Source organism: Streptomyces sp. NP160, assembly GCF_006335115.1.
Classification (GTDB): Bacteria; Actinomycetota; Actinomycetes; order Actinomycetales; family Quadrisphaeraceae; genus Quadrisphaera.
In genome coordinates this window covers 20,945-33,507 of sequence record NZ_VDMJ01000034.1, presented here as the reverse complement: position 1 = coordinate 33,507, position 12,563 = coordinate 20,945, and the positions used below count along the sequence as shown (strand labels likewise).

Annotated in this window: 13 protein-coding genes and 1 pseudogene; 4 read left to right on the top strand and 10 right to left on the bottom strand. The window is 71.0% G+C overall.

Annotated features, from left to right (window positions below; genetic code table 11):
- Positions 1-46 precede the first annotated feature (46 nt).
- The 10 genes from FHN55_RS16725 to FHN55_RS16675 form a co-directional block, all read right to left on the bottom strand.
- Positions 47-460, bottom strand: a complete 414-nt coding sequence (locus tag FHN55_RS16725) for a DUF3592 domain-containing protein (RefSeq protein ID WP_257571080.1) — start codon at positions 458-460, stop codon at positions 47-49.
- 83 nt (positions 461-543) lie between these two features.
- On the bottom strand, positions 544-1,188 hold the full coding sequence (locus FHN55_RS16720) for a hypothetical protein (protein WP_139713471.1): 645 nt from the start codon (positions 1,186-1,188) through the stop codon (positions 544-546).
- Between the two features lie 233 nt (positions 1,189-1,421).
- A complete protein-coding gene (locus FHN55_RS16715; protein WP_139713470.1) occupies positions 1,422-1,835 on the bottom strand; it encodes a hypothetical protein in 414 nt (137 codons plus the stop codon).
- A gap of 319 nt (positions 1,836-2,154) precedes the next feature.
- A complete protein-coding gene (locus FHN55_RS16710; RefSeq protein ID WP_180357904.1) occupies positions 2,155-3,558 on the bottom strand; it encodes an MFS transporter in 1,404 nt (467 codons plus the stop codon).
- A gap of 95 nt (positions 3,559-3,653) precedes the next feature.
- On the bottom strand, positions 3,654-4,550 hold the full coding sequence (locus FHN55_RS16705; protein ID WP_139713469.1) for a dihydrodipicolinate synthase family protein: 897 nt from the start codon (positions 4,548-4,550) through the stop codon (positions 3,654-3,656).
- Positions 4,551-4,640: 90 nt separating this feature from the next.
- The gene (locus FHN55_RS16695) at positions 4,641-5,075 is read right to left on the bottom strand and encodes a multidrug efflux SMR transporter (protein ID WP_139713468.1); all 435 of its coding nucleotides are present in this window, start codon (positions 5,073-5,075) and stop codon (positions 4,641-4,643) included.
- 95 nt (positions 5,076-5,170) lie between these two features.
- Positions 5,171-5,389, bottom strand: coding sequence for a multidrug efflux SMR transporter (locus FHN55_RS16690; protein WP_257571079.1), 219 nt, complete (start codon positions 5,387-5,389; stop codon positions 5,171-5,173).
- Positions 5,390-5,392: 3 nt separating this feature from the next.
- Positions 5,393-6,700 (bottom strand): PLP-dependent aspartate aminotransferase family protein, encoded by a 1,308-nt coding sequence (locus FHN55_RS16685; RefSeq protein WP_139713467.1) that lies wholly within the window; start codon positions 6,698-6,700, stop codon positions 5,393-5,395.
- Positions 6,701-6,848: 148 nt separating this feature from the next.
- Positions 6,849-7,574, bottom strand: a complete 726-nt coding sequence (locus FHN55_RS16680) for a B3/4 domain-containing protein (protein WP_139713466.1) — start codon at positions 7,572-7,574, stop codon at positions 6,849-6,851.
- A gap of 127 nt (positions 7,575-7,701) precedes the next feature.
- Positions 7,702-8,304 (bottom strand): helix-turn-helix domain-containing protein, encoded by a 603-nt coding sequence (locus FHN55_RS16675; RefSeq protein WP_139713465.1) that lies wholly within the window; start codon positions 8,302-8,304, stop codon positions 7,702-7,704.
- 226 nt (positions 8,305-8,530) lie between these two features.
- On the opposite strand from FHN55_RS16675, the gene FHN55_RS16670 reads away from it, so the two are divergent.
- The 4 genes and pseudogenes from FHN55_RS16670 (at position 8,531) to istB (ending at position 12,501) form a co-directional block, all read left to right on the top strand.
- Entirely contained in the window at positions 8,531-9,631 is a 1,101-nt protein-coding gene (locus FHN55_RS16670; protein ID WP_139713464.1) for a homoserine dehydrogenase, read from the top strand.
- 31 nt (positions 9,632-9,662) lie between these two features.
- The gene (locus FHN55_RS16665) at positions 9,663-10,202 is read left to right on the top strand and encodes an aldehyde dehydrogenase family protein (protein ID WP_257571077.1); all 540 of its coding nucleotides are present in this window, start codon (positions 9,663-9,665) and stop codon (positions 10,200-10,202) included.
- Between the two features lie 46 nt (positions 10,203-10,248).
- Positions 10,249-11,620: pseudogene (istA, locus tag FHN55_RS16660) on the top strand (IS21 family transposase).
- Positions 11,617-12,501, top strand: a complete 885-nt coding sequence (gene istB / locus FHN55_RS16655; RefSeq protein WP_139713462.1) for an IS21-like element helper ATPase IstB — start codon at positions 11,617-11,619, stop codon at positions 12,499-12,501. The pseudogene istA and the gene istB overlap by 4 nt, the downstream one beginning before the upstream one ends.
- Positions 12,502-12,563: the final 62 nt, after the last annotated feature.

The window sequence follows — 12,563 nt, the reverse complement described above, 5'->3', positions numbered from 1 at the left end:
TGCTTCGCAGACGATCGCTGTCCGGGCTGCTGCGCAGACGATCGGCCTACGCGACCGCACGCCGCAGCAGCCGTAGGCCAGCCACAGTCCTGAGCAGCTGCCACAGCCCTAGACCTGTGGTCAATCCGCCGAAGAAGGCCCACACCGGCTCAGGAGCATCCACGTCGGTGCGACGGCCGAAGGCGAAGGACTGCGGGTCATCAGGGTCGTACACCACCGCCAGCTTCCCGCCGAGGCTGTACTGGCCACCGGGGCGCTCGCCCTCAGCTGTCACGACCTGCCCGTCGGCGGCGGTGAACTCGATGCTCACCCGTGGTCCACCGGGCCCGGTGGTCTCAATCCGGGTGATGTGGGCGCTGGTCTGCACCCCTTGGGTTCGCAGCTGCGCCGCACGGGCATCTGCACCGGGCCCAGAGCGCAGGATCGCCATCCCGGTGACCAGGAGCAGCCCAGCAAGCACCCCCGCAAGCAGCCGCTCCCACTCGGTGCGCGGCCAGCGCCACAGCCGGATCGGCTCCGAACGCCGGCTGAGACCGAGTGGACTCACCGGCCCGGGCGCACCAGATCTGCACCGCCACCCGCAGACCACAGGTACCGGTCCAGGAAGCGCTCGGCAACCTTCTTGTCGTGCAACAGTCGCACCGAGGCGGCAGCGAAGAGCACCAGGCAGAGCACCCAAACCCACACAAGCGCCGGCGGGCGAGCAGCCCCGACAGCCTGGGCGGCGACGTTGGTGACCATTCCGCAGACCAGCAGCAGATATCCCCAGGGCCTTCGAAGGCCCGCGGCCACCGCCAGCAGCACCAGCATGTGCGGCTGGTCGGCGGTGTCCACGGGCTGCTGGCCGCGCAGCTGACGCATCACCAGCCGCCGCTCAGGACGGTCCAGAGCGCTCAGCGGGCCGCGGGCGCTAGCTCGCCAGTAGCCGCTGCGCACGATGACAACGACACCGGTCACCAGCAGGGCGAGACCAAGGGCTGTCAGACCCAACTGCAAGCCCAGGCGGGACCAGGACGCGGACGACGTGGTGGATGCGGCGGCGCCGGAGGCCGAGTGCTGCCCGTAGGCCACGACCAGGCCGGTCGCCGTCAGGGACAGCACGACCGCAGCGAAGGCCGCCTTGCCGCGGCGGGCCTGGCGCGGCTGGTCGTCGCGTGCTGGCAGAGGGATGGTCTGGGCGATGGCCAAGGCTCGATGCCACTGAGCTTCGCCGTGGGTCCCCTCTGGAGTGCGGGGGGCAAGAGGTGGCGCAGGCTGGGAGTGGTTCGCGCCGGGCGCCATGACGTCTCCAGTGGCTAGGAGTGGTGTGCCCGAAAGGTAGTGCGCTGAGGCTCCTACCGCCGCAGCAGCAGGACCGGAGGAGGGACTGCTATACCGAAGACGACCCTCGTGCGCTCCGCGGCGAAGTGCGGATCGGTGGCTCAGTGGCGGTCGAGGGGGGGTGGTAAGTGATCGTCCAGCGCCGGCAGCAAATCGCGATCATATTGCGTGATCCACACGCTCGTGAGGGCCTCGCGCCACCGGTCGGCGGTTTCCCCGCGGTGGCACTGCTCGGCGACCGCTGTAGCGACGTCAAAGCGCTCTTCGAGGGGGCGCTCCCTAAGGAGGTCTTCCAGCGGTCCGGCCCCGAAACGGCTGAGGTCGGCCTCTGGGGCGGCCAGCAGGTCATCGAACAGGTCGATCACCTCCGCCAAAGGGGCCTGCTCAACAGAGTCGTGAACGGCCTCCCGCGCCCACCACAGGGCATCAGAGGCCAGGCGCTGGGCGCGGTCCCCCGAGAAGAGCTCGCAGAAACGCCAGTACGCGCTGACGAGGGCTCGACGCTGGCCGTCCACCGCCCCACGCTAGGGGCCGGACCGGAGCATGGGCGAAGCGTCCAACGAGGACCGTGCTGCGGTCAGCGTCTCGCTGACGACCTCGCACCGGGCGCTTTGGCTGGCTCCGGAGCACTCAGTGGGGACGCCGAAGCCCGTCTCACAGCGGATCCGCGAGTGACACAGCTTGCGTCGTCGCGATGAGCGCGCCTCATGCGCCGGAAACGCCCGGTCATCGTTCGTCATGTGAGACGGGCTGAAATACGACCCGGCGCGTCCTTGGCGTCAGCCGGTCGGTCGTGCCTACTGTGGCGCACGCCCGTTGCGGACCATGTCTCACCTATTCGCGGCGCTGCACCCGTGCAGGAGCCGAGGTTGCCCTAGCGGCGGCGGTGCCTGACCGCCTGCGGTGCATGCCGTGCCGCTCGAGGGCGCTGGCCAAGGCCGCGACCGAGCTCAGTCCCACACCGATTAGCAGAGGCAACGCCACCGAGGCGGCCACCAGCGCCCCAGCCGTTGCCGTCCCCGCAGACCCGGCCGTGATCTTCAACGCTCCGATCCAGACGAACACCTGCCCCCGCGCCTGCACCGGCGCGTACTCGCTGCGCGCCGCTAAGGTCGCTGCGAAGAACAACGAGTTCAGCGCTCCCGCCAGCGCGTAGGTGGCCACCGCCACCCCGAAGACCCCCGAGACCAGCACCGCGACCAAGCCGCCTGCGACGGCGACCGCCAGCACCGTGGTGCTGCGGTCCGCATCCCCGGCCAGCGGGCGGACCATCAGCACCCCTGAGGCAGCGAGCCCGCCGATCCCGTACGCGGAGGTCAGCACCCCCGCAGCGGCGTGCCCGACGCCCAGCGCGCCGGTGGAGGCCACCGCGGTCACCGGTAGCACCGAGACTGAGGCCGACACCGCCATCGTCAGGTAGAGCGTCCGGCGCAGCGGCCCGTGGCGCAGCATCAACCCCAGCGTCGCCGCCGGTTGGGGCGTCGCCGCTGAGGTCGGCTTCACGCGGTCAGCGGGCAGCAGCATCACCAGGGCGGCAGCGACCACGGTGGCCGCGGCGAGCACCAGCGCGGCGGTGGTTGCGCTGGACCATGCGGTCACGGCTGCGACCACTGACGGGCCGATGGTCCCCCCGATGCCGTAGGTCGCCACGTCCCAGCCCTGGGCGCGGCGCTGGTCGCGCTGGCCTGGGCCGGCGATGGCCGGTAGCCGGCTGCTGATGCCCCCGGTCAGCAGGGGGCCCAGCAGTCCCGAGGCGGCCAGCAGCAGGGCGCAGACCGCGGGGTGGACCATTGGATACAGCAGGACTGCTGCGGCCAGGGTCGCGCCGTGGCCCAGGCATGCCGCGGAGATGACCTTTCGACCGTCGCGTGCTGTGTCCAGAGGGCGGGCGATGAACGGTCCGGCCAGGTGCGGTGCGGTCAGGCACGCTGCGAGCAGGCCTCCAAGCCATCCTGGGCCACCCGTGGTGGTGACCAGCAGCACGATCGCCACCACCGCGCCGCCATCAGCGGTGCGAGCCAGGGTCGCGGCGATGACGTAGCGGGCCAAAGCGGTCCGGCGTGTGCCGGCAAGACCCGACCGCGTAATGCCACCCGCATCGTCACCACGGCCGTCACCAGGATCGTCAACAGGGTCATCGACGGGGGCGTCGATAGGGTCTTCGCCGCGGTTGTGGACGGAGCCCTCGAAGGAGCGCTCAGCGGAGTCGTCACGAGGACTGCGCACAGTTTCGTCCACGTCGCAGCACTTTCAGTTCGGCCGGCAGCTGGACCGGCAAACGGACGGGTCGATGTCCTGGAAGCCGGTCAGGCAGGCGGGCTGGCGGGTCGAGGTCACAGGCCCAGGGCGTCCACGACGCGGGCCACCTGCGCGCGGGCGTCGTCGTCCAGGCCGCGGACCGGCAGCGGCAGGCAGGAGCGCCGCGCGAGCCCGAGGTGCTCCGCGACGGCGGCGGTCGTGCGGTAGCTGCCGTGGCGGGAGAACAGGTCCCACAGCGGGCGCAGGCGCGCCGAGAGCTGCTCGGTGCGCTCGGTGTCACCTCCGAGGGCTGCCGCGGTCAGCTCCACCGCGACCTCGGGCAGGGTGCCGCCGATGACGGAGTACCAGGCCTGGCACCCGGCGAGCAGGCCGCGCGCGGCCTGGGAGTCTCCGGAGATGCCGACGCTGACGTGCGCGGGCAGCAGCGCCCGCAGCTGCGCGACGCGCGCGGCCGCGTCCGCGGGGTCCTGCGCGATGCCGGGGATCTTGATCGAGGCGACACCGGGCAGGGCGGCGACGGCGCGGTAGAGGTCGTCGGTGAAGGTGAAGCGGGTGGTGCCGGGGTTGTCGTACACGGCCAGCGGCACCGACAGCTGGGCGGTGACGTCCTGGAACAGGCCGAGGACGTCGTCGGGGGTCAGGGGCTGGTAGGACACCGGCGCGAGCAGCACTCCCGACGCTCCCGCGGACTGGGCGTCCTCGGCGAGCTGCAGCACGTGCTGGGTGCGCAGGGCGCCGATCCCGACGATGACGGGGACGCCGTTGGCGTGCTGGACGGCGAGCTGGGCGACGCGGGCCCGCTCGGTGCGGGTGAGGTAGGCGTAGGAGCCGGTCGAGCCCAGAGCGGTGATGGAGTCGGCGCCGGCGGCGGCGCAGCGCCGCACGAGGTGGGCATAGGCGGCCTCGTCGATGCCTTGCTCGGTCTGCTCGTCCAGGGGGGTCAGGGGGAAGGCGCTCAATCCGGTGAACACGTCACTCGCTCTCAGGTCGGGGACTCGAAGTCGGGGTGGGAGTAGGAGAAGAGGTCGGGGCTGGGGTCGGGGTCGGGGTCGTTGCTGGGGTCAACGTCGGGGCCGAGGGGATGCGCGGTCATCGGGCCGGCCACCCGCACGATGCTCGATGCCTCCTGCACCGCCCGAGCGGGTCGCAGACGAGCTCAGGCCGGGGACCTGGGCGGGTTCGGGGGTCGAGACCTTCAGTCCGATGACGCAGGCGATCACGCCGGCTATGAGCAGCGCGCGCATCCCAGACACGGGCTCTTGACCGCTGGCCATGGCTACGACCACGGTCAGCACCGCGCCGATGGAGACCCAGACGCAGTAGGCGACGCTGACCGAGATGGTCCGCATCGCCCGAGACAGCCCCGTCAGGCTGATAACCAACGCGACCAGGAAGACCACGACGGGGATCGGCTCACGCAGGCCGTTAGAGTGCCCCAGCGCCGTGGCCCAGACCGCTTCGAAGCAGGCGCTGATGATCAGGATCGTCCAAGCCATCAGGCGGTCACCTTCAAGCCGACGACGCAGCTCATCAGCGCCACCAGCAGGCCCACCCTGGTCAGCGATCGTTCTTGGGGGCGGGTGGCCATGGTCTACAGCACTGTCAGCGCGGCTCCGGTGCCCGCCCAGACCGCATAGGCGGTGCCGGTCGGGATCTCCCGCATCGCCAGGGCCAGACCGCCCAGACTGAGAGCGGTCGCGCCCACGAAGATGGCCGCTGGTGCGATCCGTCGCGTCTTGCCGGCTCCGGCCAGCGCGATGGCCCAGACGGCCTCCATCGCACCGGAGCCGAGGAGCAGGACCCACGCCATCAGCTACATCTGCCCGTGGGTCGTCGCAGTGCTGCCGGCGGTGCTGTCGGCGGGGCCGCTGTCGGTGCTGTCGGCGGTGCTGACCGGACCGAAGGTGGCATCCAGGGCAGCGCGCAGGTCAGCGATGAGGTCCTCACTCTCCTCCAGCCCTACGGACAGACGCAGGTGCCCGTACTGCTGGAACAGCGGCGGGTAGCTCTCCGAGCCACCACGAGCTTCAGCAGCAACGTGGACGATGAGCGTCTCGTCATGCCCGAGGGAGACCGCTGAGGTGATGATCCGCAGGTGGGACACGAACCTGTTCTGCGTGGTGGGGTCACCTTCGACGGCGAAGGCGAGCATCGCCCCGAACCCGCGCCCGGCGAACTGGCGCACAGCGACCTCGTGCTGCGGGTGGGAGGGCAGGCCCGGGTAGTAGGTGAACGCCACCCGCGGGTCTGCCTCCAGGAAGGCGGCCACCGCTTCGGCATTCGCCAGGTGCTGGCGCAGCCGCAGCGGCAGCGTCACCGACCCGCGCATGATCAGCCAGGCGTTGAAGGGTGAGATGACGCCGCCGACGTCGACCAGTGCCTCCGCCTTGACCGCGTTGACCAGCTCACGGGATCCGATGACGACTCCGCCCATCGCGTCACCGTGGCCGTTGACGTACTTGGTCAGGGAGTGGGCCACCAGGTCCGCCCCCAGCTCCAGGGGCCGGAAGAACGGCGGCGGGGTGAAGGTGGAGTCAACGCTGAGCAGCGCATCGCCAGCGTGGGCGATCTGGGCGAGGGCAGCGATGTCGGCGACCTTGGTGGTGGGGTTGGCGATCGCCTCGGTGTGCACCAGGCGGGTGTTGGGCCGCATCGCTGCGGCGACGGCGTCCAGGTCGCTCATGTCCACGAAGGTGGTCTCGATGCCGTACTTGGTCGGCAGGATCTCGGCCATCAGGCGCCAGACCGCCTGGTAGGTGACGTCGCCGACGACGACGTGGTCGCCGCTTTTGAGGAAGGTGAAGAAGATGGCGTGCAGCGCGGCGACGCCGGTGGCGAAGACGGCGGCATCGTCGCCGTGCTCGAAGGCCGCCAGCTTGTTCTGAAGGCAGATCTGATTGAACCCCGCGTTGCGCGTGTAGGCCAGCGTCTCGGTGTCTGACCAGTCCATCTGGGAGGGGTCTTCGGGCAGCAGGTAGGAGTTGGCCATCACGATCGGGGTGCGGATGGCTCCGCCGGCGGAGTCGGTGGTGTTGCCGGCGTGGACGGCCTGGGTGGCGAAGGCAAGGGTGGCCGGCTCGGTCTTGTCGGGGCGGGTCACCGGCTCGGTGGGGGAGGGCATGAGGGCGGACTCCTGACTACTGGTGTCGCTGCTGGTGTCACAGCTCGTGTCCCTGAAGTGGTCACGGCTGGCGTCCCCGAAGAGGGCACTGGTGGTGCCCGAGGGCCGGGTGCCCTGGGGCGGCGCTGAGGGTGGGTGCTGGCCCGCCTCAGCCGGTGGGACCCAGCAACCGCGTGGCGAACGTGGCGCGCGGGCTGAAGGCGGCCAGGGCCGTCTGCAGCTGGGCTGCAGCTGCGTGCAGGTCCTCCAGGGGCTGCACGTCCTGCAGGCTGTCCAGGATGAACAGGGCCCGGGTGGTCTCCTGGGCGATCTGGGTGCGGGTGCACTGACGCCAGTTCCAGCGCCTGCACGTGACCCCGGCCGCGTCAGCCCACACGACCTCACCGACCTCGGGGTGCTCCACGACGGGCTCACCACCGGCTCCGGTGTGGAACTGCTCGGAGCCGTCGGCGCGGACCAGGCGCGGCGGCCCGTCGTAGCGGTCAGCGTCCTCCCCGCCCAGCGGCATCAGGTGTGACACCGAGATGGCGTTGTAGGTGTCGGTGATGCGGTCGATGCGCGGCAGGCCTGCCTCGACCCGGCGCACTAGTGCCTCCACGCTGGGGCGCGTGCGCTGGGGCTTGGCGCCGAAGGCGCGGTAGGTCTCGCGCCACGCGGCCAGCGGCGCCAGGTCCTCCGGGCGGCCCCCCGCTAGCGCGGTCGCGGCTTGCTGCTCGGCGGCGGCGAGCAGGGCCTCGCTGCTGGCATCGCTGGGGCCGGGCTGCAGGTCTTCTGCCAGCACGAGCAGCGCGCGGTAGTCCGGGCGCAGCGCGTAGACGGCCTCGCTGACCGTGGCTTCCTGCAGCCACTGCTGACCGGTGGGGTGCGTGCTCATGGTGGTGGCTCCTGCTGTCGTGGTCGTAGGGTTTGCGCTGAGCGCTGCTGAGCGTCGATGGGGCTGCTGTTTGCTGCTGGGGGCTGCTCGCAGAGTGGGCCGAGGTGCTCACGCGGCCGCTGGGTCCTCAGCCCCGTACTCCTGGCTGCAGGACTGCCATGGAGAAGCGCGTGGGGGCTTCCCCGGCGCAGGCATACCCGTGGGACTGATCCCCCGCCAGGACCGCGGAGTCCCCGACCTGCAGCCGGCTGCTCTGGGCGGCCACCGTCACCTCCAGCTCCCCTTCCAGCACCAGCAGCACCTCACGGGTACCGGGGGTGTGGGCCTCGCTGGAGTGCTGCTCACCGGGCTGCATCACCCAGTCCCACAGCTCAGCGACGTTCGGCGGCTCGGTGGCCCCGACCAGCAGGCCTCGACCCCCGGCACTGCCCTGCCACAGGCACGGGGCGCTTCCTGCGCGGGTGACCTGAAGGCCCGCCGGGCGCTCCTCCTCCACCAGAGCCGCCAGGGCGACACCAAGCGCCGCGGACAGGCGCAGCAGGGCACCGACGCTGGGGTTGGACTGTCCCTGCTCGATGCCGATGAGGGTGCGCCGGCTGACTCCGGAGCGGTCCGCGAGCACGTCCAGGGTCCAGGAGCGCTCCGTGCGCCACCCGCGGACCCGAGCACCGATGGCCTCGGCCAGGGCGCCGACCTGCGCGCGGTGCTCCACGGGCTGTGCCTCGCTCATGCAAGCACCGTAGCGCACATCGACTGCACTCCGAAGTGCAGAAGAGTGCATCGCGGGAGCCTGAGCGATCTGCTCCCACCACGAGCAGATCGCCATCACCCACGAGCGGATCGACCATCGCCGCTGGTGCAGCAGGCCGCTCACAGTGAGCCTCACCGCGGCACGCAGAAGCGCGGGACGGCCTACCGGGGATGACCTACCGGGGGTGACCTACAGGAGGATCGCGATGCAGACCTACGACCTGGCACTGGTGGGCTTCGGCGGCGTCAGCCGGGCTCTGGCCCAGCTGGTCGCCGAAGACCGGCAGCGCTTCACCCAGCTCGGGTTCGGCCTGCGCGTGGTGGCCATCACCGACCTGCTCATGGGCTCCCTGGTCCAGCCCGACGGCATCGACCTGGCCCGTGTGCTGGCCATGCCGCGCGGGTCCACCTTCGCAGGTGCCCCCGGTGGGTCAGCCACGCCGGAGAACGAGGCGGTGATCCGCGGCTGTGCCGCTGACATTGTGGTGGAGGCCACCTTCACCGACCCCCGCGAAGGGGAGCCGGCCTCCAGTCACGTGCGGTGGGCGCTGGAGTCCGGAAAGCACGTAGTCACCACCAACAAGGGACCAGTGGCGCTGCAGGGGGCCGCCCTGCACGCCCTGGCCACGGCGCGGGGGCTGCGCTTCGCGCACGAAGGCAGCGTGCTCAGCGGCACCCCGGTGTTCAACCTGATCCGCGGACCCCTGGCAGGGGTGCACGTCACCGGCTTCCAGGGCGTGCTCAACGGCACCTGCAACTACGTCCTGGGCCGCATGGAGACCGGACTGTCGATGGCCCAGGCCGTCGCTGAGGCCCAGCAGATGGGTTACGCCGAAGCCGACCCGAGCGCGGACCTGCAGGGCTCCGACGTCCAGCTGAAGGTCGCGATCCTGGCCAATGAGCTCCTGGGGGCGCACGTGCTGCCCGCACAGGTCACCACCACGGGTATCGAAGGCATCAGCGCCCACGACATCACCAGCGCCGCAGCGCGAGGTGAGCGCTGGAAGCTCATCGGGTCAGCCCACCTGCAGGCCGACGGCAGCGTGCACGCCCAGGTGACTCCCAGGGCCCTGTCTGGCATCCACCCCCTGGCGGCGGTCAGCGGTGCCACCAACGCGCTGAGCCTGACGACGGACCTGCTCGGGGAGGTCACCATCACCGGTCCTGGGGCCGGACGGACCCAGACCGCCTACGCCCTGATCGCCGACATCATCAGCATCCACGCCGGCACCCCCGCCGGCACCCACGGCAGCATCCCCGCCGAAGATCCCTCGGTGAACCCTGCTGGGCTCGGCGCTGATGTCTGAGCAGGCAGAACCGCGCGCTGGAGGGTCGATGGTGAGCGCTGCGGCTGTGGCGGCCGGGGTCGGTGATCCCGGCGGGAAGGTCGCGGCGTCGCCCGGTGACCAGCCCGGTGATCTGTCCGGTGACTTGCCCGTCCGTGACAAGTACACCGGCCACGTCCTCGCTACCGTGCCTCAGCACACCGCTGAGGACGCCGCAGCAGCGGTGCGCCGGGGCTCCCAGGCCTGCCGGATCGCCGCGGCGCTCCCACGCCACCAGCGCACCGCCATCCTCGAGGGCGCCGCCACCCGGCTGCTGGAACGCAGCGAGGAAGTCGCCAGCCTGCTGGTGGCAGAGGCGGGCAAGACCATCAGGCAAGCGCGCAAGGAGGTCTCCAGAGCCGTCAACACCCTGCGCTTGTCAGCAGCTGAAGCCGCCCGCAACGCGGGGGAGGTGGTCCCCTTCGACACCTTCCCCGGCGCTGAGGGACGACGCGGCTGGTACACCCGAGAGCCGCTGGGACTGCTGGTGGCCATCACCCCCTACAACGACCCCCTGAACCTCGTGGCGCTGTCGACGACGCGTGAAAACTGACCCCCAGGCGTCGGGTGAATGTTGACCCCCTCCGACCCTGTGGAGGGTGATCACTGTGGAGGACTGGGCGGAGATCCGCCGACTGCACCGCGCTGAAGGGGTACCGATCAAGGAGGTCGCCCGCCGGCTCGGCGTAGCGCGCAACACCGTGCGCGCGGCGCTGGCCGCTGACCGGCCACCGCGCTACCAGCGCCCCGCCAAGGGCTCCCTGGTCGATGCCGTCGAACCGGCGGTGCGCGCGCTGCTGGCCGAGCACCCGCGGATGCCGGCGACGGTGATCGCTGAGCGGATCGCCTGGACGCACTCGATCACCATCCTGAAGGACCGCGTCCGGGCCATCCGGCCCGAGTACGCCGGCGTCGACCCCGCCGACCGGATCGTGCACCTGGCGGGTCAGGCCACCCAGTGCGACCTGTGGTTCCCCGCCGCCGCCGTTCCCGTCGGCTACGGGCAGGTCGCCGGTCCTGTCGCACTGGGAGGGATCGTCAAGTTGCCGGTGCTGACGATGACGCTGGCCTACTCCCGTTACATCAGCGCCGTCATGCTGCCCAGCCGTACTGGCGCGGACCTTCTGGCCGGGATGTGGCAGCTGATCGCTGCGATGGGGGCGGTGACCCGCACCCTGGTGTGGGACCGGGAGTCAGCCATCGGTGGGTCCGGACACGTCGCTGCTGAGGTGGCCGCCTTCGCCGGGACGCTAGGCACCCGGGTGCGGCTGTGCCCGCCGCGGGACCCGGAGTCCAAGGGCGTCATCGAGCGCACCAACGGCTACCTGTCAATCACGCGACACCTCCTTTCTGCCCGGGCGCCGCTTCGCCAGCCCAGCCGACTTCAACGCCCAGCTGGCGGCGTGGCTGCCGCGGGCCAATGCCCGCCCGGTGCGCGCCACCGGCACCCGACCTGAGCTGGCCCTGGTCGCTGACCGTGCGGCGATGGTGGCCCTGCCGCAGGCGGCCCCAGTGGTCGGTCACCAGCTGCGGGTGCGCCTGGGGCGGGACTACTACGTGCGGGTGGACGGCAACGACTACTCCGTGGACCCCAGCGCCATCGGCCGCTTCATCGACGTGGTCACCACCCCCACCCGCGTGGTGGCGACCTGCTCGAGCATCGCGGTCGCAACGACCAGCGGCAGGAGCACGGGCACTGGTGGGCAGGTGGTGGCCGACCATGTGCGCTGCTGGGCCCGCCACCAGAGCATCACCGACCCTGCGCACGTGGTGCGCGCGAAGGCCCTGCGCGCGGACTTCGCCGTCGCGCGCGCCGCCCGTGAGCAGGCCGCCCGCGCCCAGGTGCACTACCAAGACGACGGCCACCCGGTGATGCTGCGGGCGCTACCGGACTACGACGCCCTCTTTGGGGTCCACTTCGACCCCGACGTCAGCGCAGGCGTTGATGCCAGCACGGGGGTGCAGCGATGAGCCCGATCGCCACTCCCGGCGCGGTGGGTCTACCCGCTGACGCCGGGTACGTGCCCGGTCGCGACCATGCCGCCGTGGGGGCGCACCTGACCTACCTGGCCCGGGCGCTGAAGACCCCCACCATCGCCGCGACCTGGCAGGTGCTGGCCGACCAAGCCCGCGATCAGGGCTGGACCTATGAGGAGTACCTGGCCGCGGTGCTGGCACGTCAGGTCGCTGACCGCGAAGCCAACGGCTGCGCCATCCGCACTGCCGGGGCCCACTTCCCGGCGATCAAGACGTTGGAGGACTACAACGTCGACCACCAGCCAGGGCTGCGCCGGGAGGTGCTGGCCCACCTGGCCAGTGCCGCCTTCGTGGGTCGGGCCGACAACCTGGTGCTGCTGGGCCCGCCGGGGGTGGGCAAGACCCACCTGGCGATCGCGCTGGGCTACAAGGCCGTCCAGGCCGGCTACCCGGTGCTGTTCGACACCGCGACCGGGTGGCTGGCACGCCTGGGCGCCGCCCACGAGGAGGGCCGGCTGGCCGCGGAGATCAAGCGGCTGCGCAAGCACCGGCTGCTGATCATCGATGAGGTCGGGTACATCCCCTTCGACCAGCACGCCGCGAACCTGTTCTTCCAGCTGGTCGCCGCCCGCTACGAGAGCGGCTCACTGCTGATCACCTCGAACATGCCGTTCGGGCGCTGGGGTGAGGTCTTCGGTGATGACGTGGTGGCCGCCGCGATGATCGACCGGCTGGTTCACCACGCCGAGGTCGTGACCCTGTCGGGGGCGTCCTGGCGTACCCGAGCCCGCCGTGAGCTGCTGGCCACCCAGCCGACAGCAGCGACCCGCACCACCACGAACACCTCCTCGACGTCGTCGTCGATGAACTCCTGACCGACACATCCAGCAACTAGGGGGTCAACTTTCGGACGTCGCGAGGGGGTCAGTTTTCAGCC

Coding starts and splice junctions, on each gene's coding strand:
- FHN55_RS16695 (WP_139713468.1), bottom strand. CDS start 5,075: ATGGCTTGGACGATCCTGATCATCAGCGCCTGCTTCGAAGCGGTCTGG.
- FHN55_RS16690 (WP_257571079.1), bottom strand. CDS start 5,389: ATGGCGTGGGTCCTGCTCCTCGGCTCCGGTGCGATGGAGGCCGTCTGG.
- FHN55_RS16685 (WP_139713467.1), bottom strand. CDS start 6,700: ATGCCCTCCCCCACCGAGCCGGTGACCCGCCCCGACAAGACCGAGCCG.
- FHN55_RS16680 (WP_139713466.1), bottom strand. CDS start 7,574: ATGAGCACGCACCCCACCGGTCAGCAGTGGCTGCAGGAAGCCACGGTC.
- FHN55_RS16675 (WP_139713465.1), bottom strand. CDS start 8,304: ATGAGCGAGGCACAGCCCGTGGAGCACCGCGCGCAGGTCGGCGCCCTG.
- FHN55_RS16670 (WP_139713464.1), top strand. CDS start 8,531: ATGCAGACCTACGACCTGGCACTGGTGGGCTTCGGCGGCGTCAGCCGG.
- istB (WP_139713462.1), top strand. CDS start 11,617: ATGAGCCCGATCGCCACTCCCGGCGCGGTGGGTCTACCCGCTGACGCC.